This window comes from Rhizobium mesoamericanum STM3625 (genome assembly GCF_000312665.1).
Classification (GTDB): Bacteria; Pseudomonadota; Alphaproteobacteria; order Rhizobiales; family Rhizobiaceae; genus Rhizobium; species Rhizobium mesoamericanum.
In genome coordinates this window covers 3489280-3510907 of sequence record NZ_HF536772.1, presented here as the reverse complement: position 1 = coordinate 3510907, position 21628 = coordinate 3489280, and the positions used below count along the sequence as shown (strand labels likewise).

General features: G+C 59.5%; 20 protein-coding genes. 10 read left to right on the top strand and 10 right to left on the bottom strand.

The genetic code is table 11. From position 1 onward, the window contains the following. The first annotated feature begins 111 nt into the window (after window positions 1-111). Window positions 112-1140, top strand: a complete 1029-nt coding sequence (locus BN77_RS17210; protein ID WP_007534186.1) for a zinc-dependent alcohol dehydrogenase family protein — start codon at window positions 112-114, stop codon at window positions 1138-1140. A 172-nt stretch (window positions 1141-1312) separates the two neighbouring features. Beyond that, window positions 1313-4798, top strand: a complete 3486-nt coding sequence (gene carB / locus BN77_RS17205) for a carbamoyl-phosphate synthase large subunit (RefSeq protein ID WP_007534184.1) — start codon at window positions 1313-1315, stop codon at window positions 4796-4798. Window positions 4799-4852: 54 nt separating this feature from the next. Here the strand turns inward: carB and BN77_RS17200 are convergent, their stop codons facing one another. Beyond that, the gene (locus BN77_RS17200) at window positions 4853-5884 is read right to left on the bottom strand and encodes an alpha/beta fold hydrolase (protein WP_007534182.1); all 1032 of its coding nucleotides are present in this window, start codon (window positions 5882-5884) and stop codon (window positions 4853-4855) included. Window positions 5885-6233: 349 nt separating this feature from the next. Here BN77_RS17200 and greA point away from each other — a divergent pair, with 349 nt between their 5' ends. Both greA and BN77_RS17190 read left to right on the top strand, forming a co-directional pair. Beyond that, window positions 6234-6710, top strand: coding sequence for a transcription elongation factor GreA (gene greA, locus BN77_RS17195; protein ID WP_007534180.1), 477 nt, complete (start codon window positions 6234-6236; stop codon window positions 6708-6710). Window positions 6711-6741: 31 nt separating this feature from the next. Continuing rightward, complete coding sequence (locus tag BN77_RS17190) at window positions 6742-7791, top strand: glycosyltransferase family 4 protein (RefSeq protein ID WP_040677863.1); 1050 nt, start codon at window positions 6742-6744, stop codon at window positions 7789-7791. A gap of 9 nt (window positions 7792-7800) precedes the next feature. On the opposite strand, the gene BN77_RS17185 is transcribed toward BN77_RS17190, so the two are convergent. From BN77_RS17185 to BN77_RS17170, 4 genes are all read right to left on the bottom strand, one after another. Beyond that, entirely contained in the window at window positions 7801-8823 is a 1023-nt protein-coding gene (locus BN77_RS17185; protein ID WP_040677324.1) for a glycosyltransferase, read from the bottom strand. Beyond that, window positions 8820-9851 carry a glycosyltransferase gene (locus BN77_RS17180; protein ID WP_007534173.1) on the bottom strand — a complete coding sequence of 344 codons (1032 nt, stop codon included), beginning with the start codon at window positions 9849-9851 and terminating at the stop codon, window positions 8820-8822. Before BN77_RS17180 ends, BN77_RS17185 begins: the two co-directional genes overlap by 4 nt. 12 nt (window positions 9852-9863) lie before the next feature. Beyond that, window positions 9864-10673 carry a glycosyltransferase family 2 protein gene (locus BN77_RS17175; protein WP_007534171.1) on the bottom strand — a complete coding sequence of 270 codons (810 nt, stop codon included), beginning with the start codon at window positions 10671-10673 and terminating at the stop codon, window positions 9864-9866. Between the two features lie 101 nt (window positions 10674-10774). Further along, complete coding sequence (locus tag BN77_RS17170) at window positions 10775-11242, bottom strand: Lrp/AsnC family transcriptional regulator (RefSeq protein ID WP_007534169.1); 468 nt, start codon at window positions 11240-11242, stop codon at window positions 10775-10777. A 234-nt stretch (window positions 11243-11476) separates the two neighbouring features. Here BN77_RS17170 and trxB point away from each other — a divergent pair, with 234 nt between their 5' ends. From trxB to BN77_RS17145, 4 genes are all read left to right on the top strand, one after another. Continuing rightward, the gene (gene trxB, locus BN77_RS17165; RefSeq protein WP_007534168.1) at window positions 11477-12451 is read left to right on the top strand and encodes a thioredoxin-disulfide reductase; all 975 of its coding nucleotides are present in this window, start codon (window positions 11477-11479) and stop codon (window positions 12449-12451) included. A gap of 23 nt (window positions 12452-12474) precedes the next feature. Next, window positions 12475-13371, top strand: coding sequence for a LysR family transcriptional regulator VtlR (locus tag BN77_RS17160; RefSeq protein ID WP_007534166.1), 897 nt, complete (start codon window positions 12475-12477; stop codon window positions 13369-13371). A 559-nt stretch (window positions 13372-13930) separates the two neighbouring features. Then, window positions 13931-14224: an ArsR/SmtB family transcription factor gene (locus tag BN77_RS17150; protein ID WP_040677321.1), complete on the top strand. Its 294-nt coding sequence runs from the start codon at window positions 13931-13933 to the stop codon at window positions 14222-14224. A gap of 198 nt (window positions 14225-14422) precedes the next feature. Then, window positions 14423-15544 (top strand): alkene reductase, encoded by a 1122-nt coding sequence (locus BN77_RS17145; RefSeq protein ID WP_007534161.1) that lies wholly within the window; start codon window positions 14423-14425, stop codon window positions 15542-15544. Window positions 15545-15680: 136 nt separating this feature from the next. Here BN77_RS17145 and BN77_RS17140 read toward each other — a convergent pair whose 3' ends face one another. The 3 genes from BN77_RS17140 to BN77_RS17130 form a co-directional block, all read right to left on the bottom strand. Continuing rightward, on the bottom strand, window positions 15681-16094 hold the full coding sequence (locus BN77_RS17140; RefSeq protein ID WP_007534160.1) for a DUF1801 domain-containing protein: 414 nt from the start codon (window positions 16092-16094) through the stop codon (window positions 15681-15683). Window positions 16095-16186: 92 nt separating this feature from the next. Then, window positions 16187-16612, bottom strand: a complete 426-nt coding sequence (locus tag BN77_RS17135) for a DUF1801 domain-containing protein (protein ID WP_007534157.1) — start codon at window positions 16610-16612, stop codon at window positions 16187-16189. A 129-nt stretch (window positions 16613-16741) separates the two neighbouring features. Beyond that, window positions 16742-17749, bottom strand: coding sequence for an SDR family NAD(P)-dependent oxidoreductase (locus BN77_RS17130; protein WP_007534155.1), 1008 nt, complete (start codon window positions 17747-17749; stop codon window positions 16742-16744). Between the two features lie 93 nt (window positions 17750-17842). Here BN77_RS17130 and BN77_RS17125 point away from each other — a divergent pair, with 93 nt between their 5' ends. Next, window positions 17843-18754 (top strand): LysR family transcriptional regulator, encoded by a 912-nt coding sequence (locus tag BN77_RS17125; protein WP_007534152.1) that lies wholly within the window; start codon window positions 17843-17845, stop codon window positions 18752-18754. Between the two features lie 23 nt (window positions 18755-18777). Here the strand turns inward: BN77_RS17125 and BN77_RS17120 are convergent, their stop codons facing one another. Continuing rightward, a complete protein-coding gene (locus BN77_RS17120; RefSeq protein WP_007534149.1) occupies window positions 18778-19059 on the bottom strand; it encodes a DUF2188 domain-containing protein in 282 nt (93 codons plus the stop codon). A 229-nt stretch (window positions 19060-19288) separates the two neighbouring features. Between BN77_RS17120 and BN77_RS17115 the strand changes: the two genes are divergently transcribed. Then, entirely contained in the window at window positions 19289-20386 is a 1098-nt protein-coding gene (locus BN77_RS17115) for a calcium:cation antiporter (protein ID WP_007534147.1), read from the top strand. Window positions 20387-20410: 24 nt separating this feature from the next. Here BN77_RS17115 and BN77_RS17110 read toward each other — a convergent pair whose 3' ends face one another. Continuing rightward, window positions 20411-21565: a GGDEF domain-containing protein gene (locus BN77_RS17110; protein ID WP_007534145.1), complete on the bottom strand. Its 1155-nt coding sequence runs from the start codon at window positions 21563-21565 to the stop codon at window positions 20411-20413. Window positions 21566-21628: the final 63 nt, after the last annotated feature.

Genomic DNA, 21628 nt, shown 5'->3' with positions numbered 1-21628 from the left:
ACCGCTTCCGGCGCAGAACAAATGACCAGTCTCCTTTAACCGAAGCCAGCCGCTTGACGAAACACTCGCGCTCGGGCCTCCTTGCGACCAGCTATGGAGGAGAGACAAATCATGAAGGCAGTGCGGCTCGAAGCGACGGGCAAGCTTGCCCTGCGCGATGTAGAACGTCCGCAGCCCGGAATCGGCGAATTGCTCGTGCGTGTGGAGGCCTGCGGCATCTGCGGTACTGATCGCCATCTATTTCTGGGCGAGTTTCCCTCAAAGCCCCCCGTAACCCTGGGTCACGAGTTTACAGGCATCATTGAACAGATAGGCGATGGCGTGAGCGGTTTTCGGGAAGGCATGCGCGTCACCGGCGACCCGAACATCGCCTGCGGTCGCTGCCCGCAATGCCAGCGTGGCCGCGTCAATCTCTGTGATAACCTCAAGGCGATCGGTATCCATCGCGACGGCGGCTTTGCCGACTATGTCTGCATCCCGCAGCAGCAGGCTTTCGAACTCCCCTCCGCATTGGATCCTCTCCATGGAGCGTTCTGCGAACCCCTCGCCTGCTGCATCCACGCCGTGGACCTTGCGGAAATTGGGACAGGGGCATCGGTTGTCGTCCTTGGCGGCGGCGTGATCGGCTTGCTCGTCGTCCAGTTGGCCAGGCTTGCAGGCGCCACCAACGTCGTCCTCCTTACCCGCAGCGAGGAGAAGCGGGCGCTGGCCGAGGGCCTTGGAGCAACCGCGAGCGCCGATGCCTCGACGGGCGATATCGTCGCTCGCCTGACCTCGGCAGACGGCTTGCTGCCGGGAGGGGCAGATGTGGTCATCGAATGTGCGGGCGTTGCCGAAACAATCGAGCAGGCGCCCAGCCTTGCACGCCGCGGCGGCACCGTCATTATCCTCGGGGTGATGCCTCAAGGTTCGAAGATTGCAATCGAGCCGTTCGATCTCCTCTTCCGCGAGATCAAGCTGGTCAATTCGTTCCTCAACCCGTTCACCCACCGGCGCGCGGCCAATCTGATCGCGTCGGGGATCATCAAGGTCGAGCCGCTGATCTCCCGCCGGATTGGCTTCAACGACGCCGTCGAAGCGATCTCCAAACCCGCCCGCCGGGGCGAGATAAGGGCGCTTGTTGTACCGGGCATCGACTAGGCTTTCGCAAGCTCTGCCAATTCCTGTCGATTCCGCAATTTATGGGGTTCCGTTTACAAATACATTTGCCTATAAGCCGCTTCTAGCCTGAAAAGACCATCATATGCGCGACCCGGCCGGTGCCTCCCACCCTGGCCGGCTTTCTGCGCAGCTAGGAAACGGAAAAAAGCCCATGCCGAAGCGCCAAGATATCAAATCGATCCTCATCATCGGCGCGGGACCGATCGTCATTGGCCAGGCCTGCGAATTCGACTACTCCGGCACCCAGGCGTGCAAGGCGCTGAAGGAGGAAGGCTACCGCGTCATCCTCGTCAACTCAAACCCGGCAACGATCATGACCGATCCGGGTCTCGCTGACGCCACCTACGTCGAGCCAATCACCCCTGAGGTTGTTGCCAAGATCATCGCCAAGGAACGCCCCGACGCACTGCTGCCGACCATGGGCGGGCAGACGGCACTCAACACCGCCTTGTCGCTGAAGCGCATGGGTGTTCTCGATCGCTACAATGTCGAGATGATTGGTGCGAAGCCCGCCGCCATCGACAAGGCCGAAGATCGCGCCCTCTTCCGCGAGGCGATGGCGAAGATCGGCCTCGAAACGCCGCGTTCCATGCTGGCAAACGCCACCGACATCAAGGATGCCGACCGCAAGACGCACGAGGCCGAGCGCGCCAAGCTGCGCGAAAGCCTCTCCGGCGCCGAGCTCGACAGGGCGCTCGACGAGCTGGAAAACCACTGGAACCTCGGCGAGAGCGACCGCAAGCAGCGCTACATGGCACACGCCATGGCAATCGGCGCACAGGCGCTCGATCACGTTGGCCTGCCGGCCATCATCCGCCCATCCTTCACGCTCGGCGGCACCGGCGGCGGCATTGCCTACAACCGTTCGGAATTCTTCGAGATCGTCAATAGCGGCCTCGATGCCTCGCCGACGACAGAAGTCCTGATCGAAGAGTCGGTGCTCGGTTGGAAGGAGTACGAGATGGAAGTGGTCCGCGACAAGGCGGACAACTGCATCATCATCTGCTCGATCGAGAACATCGACCCGATGGGCGTCCATACGGGCGATTCGATCACCGTCGCGCCGGCGCTGACGCTGACCGACAAGGAATACCAGATCATGCGTAACGCCTCGATCGCGGTGCTGCGCGAGATCGGCGTCGAGACCGGCGGTTCGAACGTGCAGTTCGCCGTCAATCCGAAGGACGGCCGCTTGGTTGTCATCGAAATGAACCCGCGCGTCTCGCGCTCCTCGGCGCTGGCTTCCAAGGCCACCGGCTTCCCGATCGCCAAGGTCGCGGCAAAGCTCGCCATCGGCTATACGCTCGACGAACTGGAAAACGACATTACCGGCGGCGCAACGCCCGCATCGTTCGAGCCGTCGATCGACTATGTCGTCACCAAGATCCCGCGCTTTGCCTTCGAGAAGTTCCCGGGCGCCTCCCCGGTGCTCACCACCGCGATGAAGTCGGTCGGCGAAGTCATGGCAATTGGCCGCACCTTCGCCGAATCGCTGCAGAAGGCACTTCGCGGTCTGGAAACCGGCCTCACCGGTCTCGACGAGATCGAAATTCCGGATGTCGAAGAAGGCGAATCCAGCCAGAACGCGATCCGAGCCGCTATCGGTACGCCGACGCCGGACCGTCTGCGCATGGTCGCCCAGGCGCTTCGCACCGGCATGAGCCCGCAAGAGGTACACGAAGGCTCCAAGATCGACCCGTGGTTCATCGCCCAGTTCAAGTCGATCGTCGACATGGAAGCCCGCATCCGCGAACATGGTCTGCCCTCCGACGCCGCAAACCTGCGCATGCTGAAGGCCATGGGCTTCTCCGACGCTCGCCTCGCCACGCTGACGGGCAAGCGCCCAAAGGAAGTCGCCGAGCTCCGCAACAGCCTCAACGTCCGTCCGGTCTTCAAGCGCATCGATACCTGCGCTGCCGAGTTCGCCTCGCCGACCGCCTACATGTACTCGACCTACGAAGCGCCTTTCGTCGGCGCGCTGCGCTCCGAAGCCGAGGTTTCCGACCGCAAGAAGGTCGTCATCCTCGGCGGCGGTCCGAACCGCATCGGTCAGGGCATCGAATTCGACTATTGCTGCTGCCATGCCGCCTTCGCGCTGAAGGATGCCGGCTATGAAGCAATCATGATCAACTGCAACCCGGAAACGGTCTCGACCGACTACGACACCTCGGACCGGCTCTATTTCGAGCCGCTGACGGCCGAAGACGTGATCGAGATCCTGCGCGCCGAGCAGGAAAAGGGCGAAGTCGTCGGCGTCATCGTCCAGTTCGGCGGCCAGACGCCGTTGAAGCTTGCCGAAGCGCTCGAGAAGAATGGCATCCCCATCCTCGGCACCGCGCCTGATATGATCGACCTCGCCGAAGACCGCGACCGCTTCCAGAAGCTTCTGATGAAGCTCGACCTCAACCAGCCGAACAACGGCATTGCCTACTCGGTCGAGCAAGCCCGCCTTGTCGCCGCCGAAATTGGCTTTCCGCTGGTCGTGCGCCCGTCCTACGTTCTCGGGGGCCGCGCCATGCAGATCATCCACGCCGAAAGCCAGCTGCAGACCTATCTGCTGGACACCGTTCCGGAACTCGTGCCTGAAGACATCAAGCAGCGCTATCCGAACGACAAGACCGGCCAGATCAACACGCTGCTCGGCAAGAACCCGCTGCTCTTCGACAGCTATCTCACCAACGCCATCGAAGTCGACGTCGACTGCCTCAGCGACGGCACGGATGTCTATGTCGCCGGCATTATGGAGCACATCGAGGAAGCCGGCATTCACTCCGGTGACAGCGCCTGCTCGCTGCCACCCCGGTCGCTCTCCAAGGAAGTTATCGACGAGCTCGAACGCCAGGCGAAGGCGATGGCCAAGGCCCTGAACGTCGGCGGTCTGATGAACGTGCAGTTCGCCATCAAGGACGGCACCGTCTACGTCCTCGAAGTGAACCCGCGTGCCTCGCGTACCGTGCCCTTCGTCGCAAAGACGATCGGTGCTCCGATTGCCAAGATCGCCGCGCGCGTCATGGCAGGCGAGACGCTGGACGCCACTTTTGCCGCCTATGGCGAAAAGCCGGATCCGCGCAGGCTTAAGCACATCGCGGTCAAGGAGGCCGTCTTCCCGTTCGCCCGCTTCCCGGGTGTCGATACTCTGCTCGGCCCGGAAATGCGCTCGACCGGTGAAGTCATCGGCCTTGACACGGATTTTGCACTAGCCTTCGCCAAGTCGCAGCTCGGCGCGGGCGTCGAGCTGCCGCGTGAAGGCACCGTCTTCGTTTCCGTCCGCGATGCCGACAAGGCAGGCGTTCTGCCCGCGATCCGCGTTCTCGTCGGCGAAGGCTTCAAGGTGCTGGCAACCGGCGGCACGCAGCGTTTCCTGGCGGAGAACGGAATTTCGGCGACGAAGATCAACAAGGTTCTGGAAGGTCGCCCGCATATCGAAGACGCGATCCGCAACCGCCAGGTCCAACTCGTGATCAACACGACCGACGGCAACAAGGCGATCTCGGACTCCAAGTCGCTGCGTCGTGCAACGCTGATGCAGAAGGTCCCCTACTACACCACGATGGCCGGCGCCGAGGCGGCCGCCCAGGCGATCAAGGCGCTGCGGGCCGGCAACCTCGAAGTTCGCCCGCTGCAGAGCTACTTCTGATGAACGCGACCGGCGCGCCATGCGCGCCGGTCGCTTCTCGCAGCGTCGAAGTCACTAGATTCGCGCCCGCGCATCCTGCGCGTCTGCCTTGACATTCCAGGCGCCCTGAAAGGCCGGTCGCGGTCGATCCTGCAAGATCAGCTTGCCTGCCTCCTCCCGCCGCGTCGGGATGGCGTGGCGATCGATCGCACCTTCGAGCGTCATGGCCAGGTCGCGGGCAAAAACCCGATTGCCGATGTGCCATGAGTGGGTCCATGAACCAATCTGCGGCTGCGAGGCGGGATTGAGCGTTTCGAAGTATTTACCGCAGTTGACGTCCACCGCTTTGGCATTGACGGCGTCGGGCAGTCCGACACGACCGACGCGCGGCGCAACACCGAGCCTCTTTGCGTTGGAAACGGCAAGCACGGAATCGAAGGGATTGGAGTAGTTCGTGAGCCGCATGATCCGGCGAAACATCGGCTGGTTCCAGTCGCTCGCAAGCGCCAGGCTATCGGTGGACACATCGCCGCCGATGAATGCGACCTGACCGACACGCCAGTCGGCCTTGAAGAGATCGCCCTGCTTGTCCGATTGGGCGAAGGCATCCATGATCACGTAGCAGCCGGTGGAATGGCCAAGCAGATGCACATTGGTCTCGCAGCCTGACTGCTGGCTCTGCTTTAAGAGCCGAATACCCTTCGTCACAAGCTCACTTGCGACCGCGGCAGCATCCGAGCGGTCCTCAAGGTAGTTGAGCGTCTGATTGTCGCTCGGCCAGTCAAACGCCACGATCACACCGTGCCAGCCTTCGGCTCGCATGTCGGCGCCAAGCTGCCTGATTCGCCTTAGAACGGTTGGAATGTCGTTGTTGTAGCCATGCACGAAGATGAGCACGTCGCCGCGCGGACCGATCGAATTCGGATTTTCGTCGCCGTCGGCAAGCCCCTGAACCTCCGTGACCCAATCCTTGGCGCTGGACACTGCCTGACGCGCATCGTAGCTGTCGAGGGCGGCGGGCACCTTCAGAAACTTGATCGGTCCAGGTTCCGCAATCAAGGCATCTCCCGCACGCTTTCTGGCACTGATGATATAGTCGTCGCTCATCTTCCCCTCCTGCGCCAACCATGCCCTATCGCCCGTGACGATCATATCAGCTTTCAAATTCAACCCGAAGATGCCAATTCCAGAACCAACACGGGCATTAATGCTCGACCTTCAGGGACTTCCATCCTCTTATGCGCTGTGTTGCAGTTCCAAGAAGTCAGGATTGCCGGGGGTTTCAGCCGTAAACCGCGCGCCTTCGAGTAGCGATACGAATTTTATGGAAATCAGCGGTGGCGATCTGCTATAAGCCGAGTAAGTAGGATTGTTGCACGGTTCCGAAGTTCCCCTTCGGGACCTGTTTTCTTTTGTGTCCGCAGCTAAGCGGATGCGGGGAGTGAAGGACAAAAAAATGGTTGATAAGGTACCGATGACGCAGGGTGGTTTCGTCAAGCTGCAGGAAGAGCTGCGCTGGCGTCAGCAGGAGGAGCGTCCCCGGATTATCGAGGCAATCGCCGAAGCCCGTGCCCATGGAGACCTTTCGGAAAACGCCGAATATCATGCGGCCAAGGAGGCCCAAAGCCATAACGAAGGCCGGATCAGCGAGCTCGAGGACCTGACCGCGCGCGCCGAGGTCATCGACCTTTCGAAGATGTCCGGCGACAAGATCAAGTTCGGCGCCAGGGTGAAACTCGTTGACGAGGACACCGAGGAAGAAAAGACCTATCAGATCGTGGGTGACCAGGAAGCGGACGTCAAGGCCGGCCGTATCTCGATCTCGTCGCCGATCGCCCGTGCATTGATCGGCAAGGAAGTCGGCGACTCCATCGAGGTCAATGCGCCTGGCGGCTCCAAGGCCTACGAAGTGCTTTCCATTTCCTGGGGCTGATCGATCCGTGGACGGTCGCGGCCAATCGGCTATCGTCAATGTCAGTGACGTCGAAATCATTGCGCCGAACTTCAAGAAACGGCTCTCCGGCGTCACCTCGACCATCATTCAGCTGATCCCAATCCAGCGCGCACTCGGCGAGAAAATCGCGGCTCTCGGACCAGGACTTCCGGCATCTCTGCCGCACATTCGCTTTCGCGATTTGCCGAAGCTTTGGCGCGCTCCGCAAGGCAAGCGATTTCGTGTATGGCACGCTCGCCGAAACATTGAGATGCTGCCGGCCATCGCGATGCGCGATGTCCTGCGCATGCCGCTGAAGATTGTCTTCACCTCGGCCTCACAGCGTCGCCACAGCGGCTGGACGAAGTGGCTCATCTCGAAGATGGACGCCGTAATCGCAACCAGCGGCAAAACGGCCAACTATCTCGAGGTGCCGAACACCGTTGTCCTGCACGGAATAGACACTGCCCGCTTCTCACCGGCGGACGACAAGGCAAAAGTCAAACAGCTGCTTGGTCTCGACGCGACGAAGAAGATCGTCGGCTGCTTCGGTCGTATTCGCCATCAGAAGGGCACGGACCTTTTCGTCGACAGCATGATCCGCCTGCTGCCAGCGCGACCGGACTGGATCGCCATTATTGCGGGGCGCGCAACGACCCAGCATATCGAGTTCGAGAAGGAACTGAAGTCACGCGTCGCTACCGCCGGCCTGGCTGATCGCATTCTCTTTATCGGCGAACACACCAATATCAACGATTGGTACCGGACGCTCGACCTCTTCATCGCTCCACAGCGCTGGGAAGGTTTTGGTTTGACGCCGCTTGAAGCGATGGCAACGGCGGTTCCTGTCGTCGCCACTGACGTTGGCGCATTTCCGGAGCTGGTGGTGACCGGCGCCGACGAAACCGGCATTGTCGTTCAGCGCGATCATCTCGATGCAATGGTCCAAGCGTCCTGTCTCTTCATCGACGACGACAGTCGCCGGCAGCAAGCATCGGCGCGCGCACGAGCCCATGCTGCGACTGCCTTCAGCATCGAAGGGGAAGCGCGCAAGCTTGCTGCGGTCTATCGGTCGCTTTGAGTGACGGCGTCAAGGTTTGCGCTTGAAAAGCGCAAGATAGGCGTTCGCAACCGCCTCTTCGGAGAACCGGCTCATCAGTGTCTCGCGTCCGCCTGCAGCAAGCTTTGCAGCCAATAGCGGATCGTTGATCAGCCGTTCTATGGCCTGCGAAAAGCCGTCCGTATCGCCGATTTCAACCAAAAGCCCGTTGTCGCCATCGCGCATGAACCAGGAAGGACCTTCGGAACGGCTGGAAACGACCGGCTTGCCCTGCGCCCATGCCTCAAGAATGACATTGCCAAGCGGCTCGTGGTTTGATGGCATGACGAATATATCGGCAGCTGCGACGAAAGGCCGTGCATCCTTCTGCCAGCCGAGAAAACGCACCCTGTCCGCAATGCCAAGATCAGCCGCGACCTTCTTGACGTTCTCCAATTCCTCGCCTTCGCCGGCAAGCCATAAATAGACACCCGGAAGCTTTGCTGTTGCCGCGGTCAGCAACGCAAATTCCTTGCGTGGCACGAAACGGCCCATAGACATCACAACAGGTGCATCTACCGGTGTATCGAATGCTGCACGGTCGACCGGAACGGCCTTGTCGGCACTGGTGAAGTTCGAGATGACTTCGACACCGCGTGTCCAGCCTATCTCGCGCACATGCTCGGCTATACCGGGAGTGTTGCAGACGAGAATGTCGGAGTTTTTGAAATAGCTGAGATTGGTCGGATAATCCCCGAGCCTGGAGATCTTGATGCATCCTTTGTAGTTCGGCATCAATTCGCTGGCGCGCGGCGCCCAGGCCATGATCGCGTCGGGTCGAAGCCGTCGCGCGTCGAGGGCGACTTTGAAAGGCAGCAGGATCCGATCCAGCGAAAGATTGCGAAAGTTGCTTTCCGCGATCCTGACCGAGGCTGGCATATCCTTGCGCCAGATCCGGTTCGGTCGGATGATCGCGCTCTGCTCGACATCACGTCGTGCCAAGGCGTTGACAAGATGCACGAAGAACCGTTCTGACCCGCCATCCTTGCCGAAATGGAAATGCATCACCCTCACGGCGCGCTCGTCCCCCTCTGGAACAGGCGGATATAGGCCTGCGTGATCGCCTCCTCGGAAAATCGGTTCCTAAGTGTCTCCTGACCGCCCTCGATCAATGCGGTGCGCAGGTCCGGTTCATCGCGAACGCGTGCGATCGCAATCGCAAGCCCGTCGACATCGCCGCAATCGACCATCAACGCGTCCTTGCCGTCTGTCATCACCCAGCTCGGCCCCTCGGCGCGGGAGCCGATCGTGGGCTTGCCGGCACCCCACCCTTCAAGGCACACATTGCCGAGTGGCTCGTGAAGCGAGGTTACGGTGAAGACATCGGCCGACGCGAGATACGCGTAAGCATTGGTCCGCCATCCCGCAAACCGAACACGCTCTCGCAAGCCGAGTTCGTCGGTGAGTTTTTCAAGGTTCTCGCGCTCAGGCCCGTCGCCCAGCAACCATAGGTACGCGCCCTGAGTTCGCGCCATCGCCTTGATCAGGACATCGAAGCCCTTCCGCTTTACGAAACGCCCCATGCCGATCACAACGAACGCATTTGCGGGCGTCTGGAGCGTTTCCCTGACGATTGGCTTGCTTGGAGCCGAGCGCGTAAAGTTGGCGATCACCTCGACCCCACGCGTCCAGCCAAGTTCCCGGACACGTTTGGCAATGTCGGGCGTGATACAGACGAGCGTTTCGGAATTGCGATAGTAGCCGAGGTGTTCCGGGTAGTCTCCGAGCCGGGAAATGCGTCGGGCGTTCTTGTATCGCGGCATAAAGCGACTGGCACGCAACTGCCAGGACATGATCACGTCGGGCTGAAAATCGTTCAGTATGCCGCGCATCCGCGCCGACAAGATGAAGCGGGACAGCGAAATGCGTCGGAACACACCCTCATAGACCTCGCCGCACTTTTCTATGTCCTGACGCCAGCTGCGATCGGGCCGAATGAGCGCGCGCTGCTCGATACCGCGGTCATGCAGCGCATTGACGAGGTTGACAAAAAAGCGCTCCGCTCCGCCGTCCTTGCCGAAATGGATATGCATCACTTTCATCGCGATTGAACCTCAGCGCTTTCCTGCGTCATCAAAGTTCGGGTGCCGCTGCGTGGTCCGACGTTGATAGAGCTTGGCTTGCGTAAGGAAAGCATAAACAGCCCCTGTCATCGCCTCGATAAAGCCCGACGCTCCGCAGCGCCATAGGCCGTTATGGAAATACAAGCGGAGGAAATAAAGCGGCGGGCTGAAAATCAGCCTCAGGAAAGTCGTCCCCTCGCCCAAGGCAAAATGCTGATCGGCCTTTAAGGTCGAGTACTTGTTTTCCTTCAGGATCTGCTCATCGATGATCAGCGGCCGGTAGTGAAGAAGGCTGCCGGTCTTCGCATCCTTGATCCGTCCCGTTGGCACGATGCCTTCATGAACAGTTTGCGTCAGATCATATGCACCGCGGCCCTTGCGGATTAGCCGCAAATTCCGTCGTTCGTGCACATGTTCGGGGGTGTAGCCATAACCGACGAGATAGGGACGACGCGCCACACGCCACCCCACAATGTTATCGGCAGCGGCAACCAGTGCGGGCAAGAGCTTTCGCAGTGGCGCATCGAGCCGCTCGTCGGAATCGATATTCAGGCACCAGGGCTGGGTGCACTGGTCGAGTGCGAATTGCTTCTGCCCCGCATAGCCGCGCCAAGCCTCGTGAAACAGCCGGATCGGCCATCCCTTGTCGATATAGGATTGCAGGAGAGCGACCGTGCCGTCCGTCGAACCGGAATCGACGACGATGATTTCCGCACACTTATCGAGACTTTCGATGCAATTGCCCAGATATGCCTCTTCGTTCAGGCAAATGATGAACGCGGATATGGGCAGTTTGCTCATAGAATGATCTTCGTGTCTTCGCCACCAACGGCTAGCAAAGCGCCTTCCTTAAGGCATAAGCAGTTCCATTCATAGAGCCTCGCTTTCAGCTCCTTTGCCGCTCAGACCTCGACCAACCCGACGCGCTTGACCTGCCGGATCGTCAGCATCGTGCGCACGGTATCGACGTGTTCATTGGCCGTCAGCACCTCGATAACGAAATCCTGGAACCTCGTCAGGTTCTCCGCAACACAGTGCAGAAGGAAGTCGCTGTCTCCAGATACCATCCAGGCCTGCCGCACCAGGGGCCACTGCGCGGTCGCGGCGGCGAAGGCCTTGAGATTGGCTTCCGACTGATGCTTGAGGCCAACCATGCAAAAGGCGACAAGATCGAAGCCGAGCTTCGGGCTGTTGAGCATTGCGTGATAGCCTTCGATGACGCCGGTCTCTTCGAGCTTTCGCACGCGGCGAAGGCAAGGCGGAGCCGAAATGCCGACGCGGTCGGCAAGCTCGACATTGGTCATGCGACCGTCAGCCTGCAGCTCACGCAATATCTTTATATCGATGGCGTCAAGTTCGGCGCGAAGCACAATCCTGCCCTTCCTTTAATTCGTGATTGCCAGCTTCTATATAAAGCGACGGAATTCGCAAGAAAGTTTCAACCCGGCGATGGATTGTTGCACAGCGTGCCGGAGAAAGCCTTGTTGGTAACGCAAGGCTGCCCTTGAATAAAAGCACTGGACGTTCATAAATGGCGAATGGATCGCGAAACGGCCTCATTCGCCTCTTAGCCGCCGCTCTCCTGACAGTCGAAAGGAATTACCATGTCCGCCCGCCATACCAAGGTGCTCATTATCGGCTCCGGCCCCGCCGGTTACACGGCTGCCGTCTATGCAGCCCGTGCAATGCTGAAGCCAGTTCTGATCGCCGGCATGGAGCAAGGCGGACAGCTGATGATCACCACCGACGTGGAGAATTATCCGGGTTTTGCCGACCCCATACAGGGACCATGGCTGATGGATCAGATGCTGCAGCAGGCAAAACATGTCGGCGCGGAGATCGTCAATGACATCGTCACCGAAGTCGAGATGAACCAGCGGCCGTTCGTGGCCCGCACGGATAGCGGCCAGGTCTGGACGGCCGATACACTGATCATCGCAACCGGCGCCAAGGCGAAGTGGCTCGGTATCGAGAGCGAGCAGCACTTCCAGGGCTTCGGCGTCTCGGCTTGCGCAACCTGCGACGGCTTCTTCTACCGGAACAAGGACGTGATCGTCGTCGGCGGCGGCAACAGCGCCGTCGAGGAAGCGCTCTACCTCTCGAACATCGCGAAGTCGGTGACGGTCGTCCACCGCCGCGACAGCTTTCGTTCGGAAAAAATCCTGCAGGAGCGCCTGTTCTCGAAGGAAAACATCAAAGTGCTCTGGAACACCGAGGTCGCCGAAATCATCGGCACGCCAGCCAAGCCGCCGATGCCGCCGTCCGTCACCGGCGCTCGCCTGCGTGATACGCGGACCGGCGCAATCACCGAGGTCGCTGTCCACGGCGTTTTTGTTGCAATCGGGCACGCTCCGGCAACCGAGCTTTTCAAGGGCAAGCTGAAGCTGAAGGACAATGGCTATCTCTGGACCGCACCGAATTCGACGGCCACCAGCCTCGAGGGTGTTTATGCCGCAGGTGACGTGACCGACGATACGTTCCGCCAGGCGATCACCGCCGCCGGTATGGGATGCATGGCAGCTCTCGAAGCCGAACGATATCTGACGGGCCATATGCCTGTCGCCGTGGCCGCGGAGTAGGATCGGCTATGAGGGGTGGGGGAATGCCACTGGATTGGGACAAGCTGCGTATCTTTCACGCAGCTGCCGAAGCGGGTTCGTTTACCCATGCGGCGGATAAACTGCATCTGTCCCAGTCCGCGATCAGCCGCCAGGTCAGTGCGCTCGAGCAGGATGTCGGCACCAAGCTTTTCCATCGCCATGCGCGCGGCCTGATCCTGACGGAACAGGGGGAGCTGCTTTATCGCACCGCTCACGACGTTTTGCTGAAGCTCGAAACGGTGAAGATGCAGCTGACCGAGACGACGGAGACGCCGACCGGAAAGCTGCGTGTTACCACGACGGTAGGCCTTGGCCAAGGCTGGCTGACGGACAAGATCCAGGAATTCATGCAACTCTATCCGGATGTCCAGATCCAGTTGATCCTCGACAACGAGGAGGTGGACGTCAACATGCGTTACGCGGATTGCGCAATCCGCTTGCGCCAGCCGGTGCAGTCCGATCTGATCCAGCGCAAGCTGTTCACCGTTCACATGCACGTCTATGCCGCACCCTCCTACATCAATCGCCATGGCGAGCCACAGACGGTCGAAGACCTCGACAATCATCGCATCATCACATTCGGCGAACCAGCACCGAGCTACCTGCTTGACGTCAACTGGCTCGAGGTCGCTGGGCGCTCGTCCGATAACAAGCGCATCCCGCACCTGCAGATCAACAGCCAGACCTCGATCAAGCGCGCCTGCCTGCTGGGCATGGGCATCGCTTGCATGCCCGACTATATTGTCGGACGCGACCCTGGCCTCATCCAGCTGCCGATCAACGCGGACGTCCCGTCGTTTGACACCTATTTCTGCTACCCCGACGAAATGAAGAATGCCGCCAAGCTTAAGGCCTTCCGCGACTTCATTGTCAGCAAGGCGCGCAACTGGAACTTTTAGTTGTCCAGTTCAGAAATACAAGCTTTGCAATGTATGCATGTCTGGCATGCATAAAATGGGGTTGCCGTTTGCTCATTAAAACACCATATCGCTTACAGCTGATGCACACGGTGGCTTTTCCTCCCAGTTCCACCGCATTAGCTGTTCCCCTCTGGAGGTTTTGACCTTCACACCTATAAGGGCCCCGATTTTTCGGCGGCCCTCTTTTTTTGCCCAAGCACTCCCTTCTTGCCCGATTTTTTCGCATTGCAGCAGAAAATTGTGCAGCGCATAGCAGGCATGCGGAAACATGCATTGAAATCTGCCTCTCAAAGCATCATATCCCACTCAGCTGATGCATTTCGTGGCTTCTCTCCCAGTGCCACCGCATTGGCTGTTCCCCTCTGGAGGTTTATTGACCTTCACACCTTTAAAGGGCCCCGATCCTTCGGAGGCCCTCTTTTTTTGCTCAAAATTTAGCCATGTCAAAAATTGTGCCGTTCACGCCGTCGTGACTTGCATATCGATAATTGCCAATCCATATATCGCCAAGAGACGATTTATAATTCGGCAAACGGCGATGGATAAAGACGAAATCCTGAAGGCGATAGCCCATCCGACACGGATGGAGATCCTCAACTGGCTGAAGAATCCTAGGGATCACTTCTCCTCACAGGAGCATCCGCTAGAAATGGGCGTATGCGCCAGCCAGTTTGAGCGCTGCGGTCTCTCTCAATCGACTGTGTCAGCACATCTAGGCACATTGAGCCGAGCAGGCCTTGTCACGACAAGGCGTGTCGGCCAATGGATCTTCTACAAGCGCAACGAGGAAACCATCGCGGCTTTCCTCAATCAACTCTCAAGGGATCTGTAGGATGCCGGTCGCCTTCGCGATGCGTCGTGCGAGCGCACCTGTGCTCGCCACCATGCCTGCGAACACGACGACCGGGCAGTACTGCTTGCAGCCTCCGTTGATCGGGCGTGTAGCAACCGCCCCTCGCCTGTCCCTTTGCCGAATGGCAGGCCCGTCCGCCTCGGCCGAGTGATCTTCAAGCACCAAGAAAGGACTCTAATGAGCAAGCTTTTCGAACCGACCAACGTTGGCGATATTGCCATCAAGAACCACATCGTGATGGCGCCGCTTACGCGTAACCGCTCGCCGGGCGCCGTTCCGAACGACCTCAACGTCGAATACTACCGCCAGCGGTCAGGCGCTGGGCTGATCGTGACCGAGGCAACCGCCATTACGCATCAAGGCCAGGGCTATGCGAACGTTCCCGGTCTCTACTCTAAGGAAGCCATCGACGGATGGAAGCGAGTGACTGACGCCGTGCATGCGGCGGGCAGCAAGATTGTCGTTCAGATGTGGCATGTCGGCCGTATCTCGCACACGACGCTGCAGCCGAACGGCGGCAAGCCCGTCTCCTCGACGAATACGGCCGCGAAGTCCAAGACCTATCTCGTCAATCCGGATGGTACGGGAAGCTTCGTGCCGACCTCTGAGCCGCGTGCCCTCGAAACGTCCGAGATCCCGGGCATTGTCGAAGACTATCGCAAGGCAGCGCGCGCCGCGATCGAAGCTGGTTTCGACGGAGTCGAAATCCACGCTGCAAACGGCTACCTGATCGACCAGTTTCTGCGCTCCGGCATCAACGACCGCACGGATCAATATGGTGGCTCTGTCGAAAACCGCGCACGTTTCCTCTTCGAAGTCGTCGACGCCATCACCGCCGAGATCGGCGCTCGCCGCACCGGCATCCGGATTTCGCCCGTGACGCCGGCAAACGACTCCTCCGACCCGGATGCGCAGTCAATCTTCACCTATGTGGTTGAAGGTCTGGCAAAGTATGATCTCACCTATATCCACGTCGTCGAGGGTGCGACCGGTGGCGATCGCAACTATCAGCAGGGTGACAAGCCCTTCGACTACAAGGCGCTTCGCGACGCCTACGAGAAGGCGGGTGGAAAGGCGAGCTGGATGGTCAATAACGGTTATGACCGTGACATGGCAATCGACGCCGTCGAAAGCGGCCGCGCCGACCTCGTTGCGTTTGGCAAACCGTTCATCTCCAATCCGGACCTCGTCCAGCGCCTTAAGGACAATGCGCCCCTAGCAGTCCTTGACCAGGCAACGCTTTACGGCGGCGGTGCCGCCGGATACGTCGACTATCCGACCCAAGAAAAGGCCGCCTGAGCCCCCACTTAACGACAAAGGTCCCGCCATCTGGGGCGGGATCTTCTTTTCCGAGACCGTAACCGGCGTGGCGCAATGTTCGATCGACGCAACGGGCCAAAAGTCCGCTGCGTCGATTGTTAAAAAAATGCAGGCGCTACGCTTGGTTGCCTTTGCTAGCTCCAGCCTTCGCCGGAGCGTTCTTCTTCAGGTTGTTCTTGTTGTAATCGATAGCGGCCCGGACGAGTTTCTTTAGAGCGGGCTCATTGACATCTTCCCCCTCGAAGAAATCGATGGCGCGACGGGCGTTGCCTTCGAGGCCCGCGTTGAACAACTTGTCGGGATCGGGGAGTTTGGCTCCGTGCGCGAAGGTCAGCTTCACCTTCCCCTTGTGCGCGTTGGCGACAGCGATCATTCCGTCACGAGACCAGACGGGGCTACCCATCCACTTCCATTCCTCGACTATGCCGGGGTCGACCTCGAGAATTGTTTTACGGACGCTGGCAAACGTCTTGCCGCGCCAGTCTGCAATTCCTTCAATCAATTGATCAATGCGTTCCGATGCCTTCATTTGTCGGTTTCCTCCATTCCAGCCCACCCAGCCACCTCGACTTCGCAGTGCGCTCGGCCTTCGGGCCCACAGCGGCCGCCTCCAGATTCGCCTCACAACCGTTCACCGGGCAACTGGCTTGCCTGCCTCACCCAGTCGGCGAACTGAGCCTCATCTAGCTGATCGTTTTCATGGATGTCGAGGTATCGTACCTCTTTCTGTTTTGACACCCCTGGGGGTACCGGATCCAGCGAAGTGCCGCGGAAGAAGGCCACCTTGATGTACTTGGTGAAGCAGTGAAGGCTCAGAAACCAGCCGTTTCCCCGGATGCCGTAGAATGGTGAATTCCATTTGACCGCCTTATCGACGTTCGGCACGGTTCGTACGATCAGCGCGTCCAAGCGGCTGCCGACGCCGCTCTTCCAGCCGGGCATCTCTTCGATGTAACGCTTTACGGGCGCGTCGCCTTCGGCTTTCGCGATCTGGGGATTGCCGCCTGAGAGCAGCATCTGCTTCGCGCCGCCGGCGTTCTTGCTCATTGCTCGATCCTCTTGAGCTGTTGGGCGTCCTCATCCTCTGGATTGGTGCGGCGATCCCGCAGCGACTGGAGCAACCGCGCATCCTTGAGGCTATCTTCAGATGCCGTCGCGATGCAACTCCAAACAGGTCTAGTGATCCGCTTTGACCGGGAGGCGTGCCTCGGTGTCTTGGGCAGTCGGCAGGCAGCCAAGCGAGACCAAAGACGTGAAAACGGCCTCGTCGATAGGCGTGTGCGGTTCGCTGCCGAGTTCAGCGACCAACCGTTCATTCGACATCCGCAGCGGCTCCTGCCAGAGATAGCGCATCTCCTTCAGCTCGCGCATGAAGGTAACGAACGGGGCAGCGAGCGGCACCATCCACCAGGGAAAGACTTTCGCTTTTACCGGGAGATTGGCGACCCGTTTGATCGCAGCCAGCATCTGAGAACCATCGGCGTCCCAAAATCCGTCCATGTGATAGGTGGCAAACGATGAAAGACGGTCGCCGCATTCGATAAGACGGATCATCGTTTCTGCAACATCAGGCAGATAGGCCCATTGGTGCCCGACACCACGCCGTGCCGGATTCCTGACGGTGGCGAGCGGCTTTCCCGCCGTAACCATACCTTGCGAGAACCAGCTGCTTGCAGCCCCGGGCCCAAAGAAATCGCCGGCACGAACGATAATGACCCGCACGCCGGTGCGCGAGGCAAGCTCCAGCCGTCTTTCCATTTCGACGCGGATTGCTCCCTTCTTCGTCACGGGATGTTGCGGGCTGTCTTCTCTGAGAACCGGAAAGGCATCCGGTCCGAAATTATAAACCGTGCCTGGCAGAACAACGCGCGCACCGACCGAACGCGCGGCTGCAATGGTGTTGTCGAGCATTGGAAGAACGAGCTTTTCCCAGTCGCGGTAACCCGGCGGATTAACGGCATGAACGATAAGGCTGACACCTTGCGCCGCGGTCATGAGATCGCTGGCGTTCATCGCGTCGCCTTGGACCCAATCGAACTCGGGCGCTTTTGCGCGGGCCTTTGCAGCATCTCGGTTCAGCGCCCTCACGCGCCAGCCGCGCGCGGCGAGTTTGCGAGCAACCTCCCCTCCGATCCCGCCCGTTGCCCCGAGCACCAGGGCCGTCTGTCCGTTCTGTCTTGTCATGATGATCTCCGTCAGTTTGAACTGAGCCAATCATGCCTACGTGTTTACATAAACAAAATTGACGACGTTCGTGGCGCCGATATACATAAATGTATGAAGAAGGAACCGGACTGGCATTTCTACCGAACGCTGTTGGCCGTGCTGGACCACGGATCGCTTTCGGCAGCGGCACGTGAACTGGGCTTAACACAGCCGACTGTCGGACGGCATATCGATGCGCTTGAGGGAGCGATCGGTTCGAGGCTCTTCGTCCGCTCGCCAAACGGTCTCCTACCCACCGATGCGGCCGCTGAATTGGAACCCTATGCCCGAACGCTCGCCGCAACATCTGCCGCCCTGCTAAGAACCGCTTCGGGACATCGCGATCGGGTTGCCGGTACCGTGCGGATAAGTGCCAGCGAGGTCATCGGGGTCGAAGTGTTGCCGCCGATCCTCGAACCACTGATGGCAGCCCATCCTGAACTCAAAATAGAGCTCTCGGCATCAGACGCCATCGAGGACCTCCTCAGCCGGGAGGCAGATATTGCCGTTAGAATGGCAAAACCAGTCCAGGACCAGCTGATCGGCCGCCGCATCGGGGCGATACCGCTTTGCTTTCACGCCCACCGTCGGTACCTCGAGCAATACGGAATGCCACAGGAGATGACCGACCTCGCCCGACACCGTCTTGTCGGCTTTGACCGGCAGAGCGCCTACATCAGGACAATGATGGCGCGCTTTCCATTGCCGGACGGAATAGCCTTCGCTTTCAAGAGTGAGAATGCGCACGCGCAAATCGCGGCAATTCGCGCCGGCTTGGGTATCGGAATTTGCCAAATGGGAATTGCGGCACGAGACCCTGATCTGTTGCCAGTCCTGCCGGAGTGTTTCCGGATACCGCTCGACACCTGGGTCGTCATGCATGAAGCGATCAAGACCGCACGCCGCTACCGCGTCACGTTCGACGCCCTCGTGGGCGGCCTGACGAATTATGTGAGAGGAACCGCGCGGAAGCGCCCGGGCTGATCATCGACGATGATCGACCATGCTCATGCGCGCGGCGAGGCTTCGCTGGAATGGCTTTTCCAGGTGCCATCGACAACCTCGGTCTCCGGCCGGTCTCCGCCTTCGGCATACTCCTCATGCCATTTGCCCTTGTCATCCTGCCAGCTGATTTCAGCGGAATCGCCGCCAACCTGCTGTTCGGCCGCAACGATACGGGCTGCTTCGAGCGCTTCGGAGTGTGTGGGGAATGCTTCGGAATAAACACCGCCCAACCGGTAGGCCCAGCCCCCGTCGTGAGGAACGACCTCGTAGACCACCTTGACCATGCATCTCACTCCTCTTCTTGTTCGCGCCCGAACACTAACCGGATTGCATCCAGTTCTGCGCGGGCCGCGTTGCAAGAGACGAGTGGGCGCCGCGATATGCTTCCGGCTGACCGATGGGGTAGTATTCCATTAAATCTGCAAGACTGCAAACGGACGCTCCACCCGCGTTCGCTTGCTATGTGAAATCACGGCTTTAGACTGGCGTGATGATTCAACAGTGGAGCTTTTCGTGCAAATCGTGTCGCGCCTGAAGGGCGAAATGTTCCTGGTGCTGGCAACGCTCGTCGCCCTTGTTGCGTATCTCTCGGAACACACGGTTCTTGAGATGGGCCGCGCCATATCGCTGACAGCGGCGGCAGCACTCGTCGCGACCATCGTCGTTGCCTCCGTTCGCGTTGCCCACCATGCGGAGATTCTGGCAATCAAGGTCGGCGACCCCTACGGGACGATGATCCTGACGCTGTCGGCCGTTGCCGTAGAAGTGATCATCCTTGCGATCATGATGAGTGGCGAAGGCTCCCCAACCCTCGTTCGCGACACGATCTACGCGGCCCTGATGCTCGACGTAAACGGCATTCTTGGGCTTGCCGCCCTGCTCGGCGGCTTGAAGCACGGCGAGCAGCCATACAACGACAATTCGGGCAAGACCTACGGCGTCATGATCCTGACCGCCATGGGCATCTCGATGATCGTCCCGGAATTCGTGCCCGACGCAAAATGGCACTACTACTCCGCCTTCACCATCGTTGCGATGATCGCGCTCTACGGCCTGTTCCTGCGCATGCAGGTCGGTCAGCATAGCTACTTCTTCAGCTATGCCTATCCTCGAAGCGACCGGAAGAAGTCCGATGCGGCGGAACACTCGACGGAAGATTCGACAGCCGCGTCGATCGCGACGATCCTGATCGGCGTTGTCATCATTGGCCTCCTTGCGGAGTTCATGTCCAACTTCATGACGGAAGGCCTGCGGGATACTAACGCTCCCCTCGCCCTGACCGCCATCGTCGTTGCAGCAATTTCCGCAGCGCCCGAAATCCTGACCGCTCTACGGGCGGCGCTCGGCAACCGCATGCAGGCGACCGTCAACATCGCCATGGGCGCATCGCTATCGACCGTCATCCTCACGGTGCCGGTGATGGAGGCGATCGCCCTCTATACGGGCCAACCTTTCATCATGGCCATGACACCCGTCCAGACAGTGATGGTGGCGATCACGCTGATCGCGGCGGCGATCAACCTCAACGACGGCGAAACCAACGCCATCGAGGGCATGACGCATTTCATCCTCTTTGCAACATTCCTGATGCTGTCAGCACTTGGCCTCTGACAATCTCACCGTAGCAGCCGATCCTCACGCAGCGGCGCGTAGACTTGGATCGAATAGAACGGCACGATCTCGCCCGGAATCCTTTGCTGCATAGAGGGCGGCATCGGCCAACTTGAGTAGGTCTGTCAGCGAGCGCTGGTCGTCGACTGCGATAGCAACGCCGATACTCACCGTCAGCGAGATCCGCTCGCCGCCGCATTCGACGACGAGACCACGTGCGACACCGCACAGCCTCTGCGCCGTCGCGAGCGCCTCGCTTGCAGTCATCTTTGGCAGGTACAGCCCGAACTCTTCTCCACCCAATCGGCCGAAGCTGTCGCCCGGCCGCAGACTACGACTGATCGCTTCGGCAAACGACACGAGAACGGCGTCGCCGGCATCATGACCGAAGCGGTCATTTACCTGCTTGAAAAAATCGAGATCCATCAGCAACAGCGCATCGCCCTCGATCATCGAGCGCGGCAAAGACGACATGAACCAGCGCCTGTTGCCGATGCCTGTCAGCATGTCCGTTTCGGCGACACACCGCAATTCTGCTTCGGTCCGTTCCGTGACCAGGATGATGATGAACAGCGCAATTGCGAACTGGCACATAATGCGCAGAAAGAACGCCCAAATCGGTGTCATTGGTGCGACGCTCGGAACAAGAAGGCCCGCGATCACAAGCAATGCCAATAGCGCGCCAACCGCGATCAAGGCGGCAAGCAAGAACCGCACCGGCAATCGCTCGCATGCGCGATCTCGCAATATGCAGAATGCCGAGGCGGCAAGCGACGCGAACGCAAAGCCGTTGCCGATACTGCCACGCAAATAGCTCACGACATGAAATTGCGTTGCGAAGGCAAGGACGGCCACCACGGCCGGAATGGCGAGAGCCCACCAATCCATGGGTCGCGACTTGCCGCTGCTCAATCTGCGAATGCCGATCCAGAACAGCGCGTATCCGGCGACGCCGAGGGTAACGCTGCCGAATCCCCAAACAGGAAGCGACAGTAGATGTTGTTCTCCCAATCCAGCAAGCGCCGAAGCCAACGCTAGCGAGAAGTAACCCGCCGCGAGCGCTCCCAACCCTTCGCCACTGCGCGACTGGAGACGCATGTAAACAAAGCACACAGCACCGACCAGGAAAGAACATTGGTGCAGCAGGAGAACAGTCGCCAGGTCGAGATGGATGGTCATGATCCCGAAAACATCAGAGTCAGAGAAGTAGCGCCGACAGATAGGCGACAGTTGTTAGCGAAG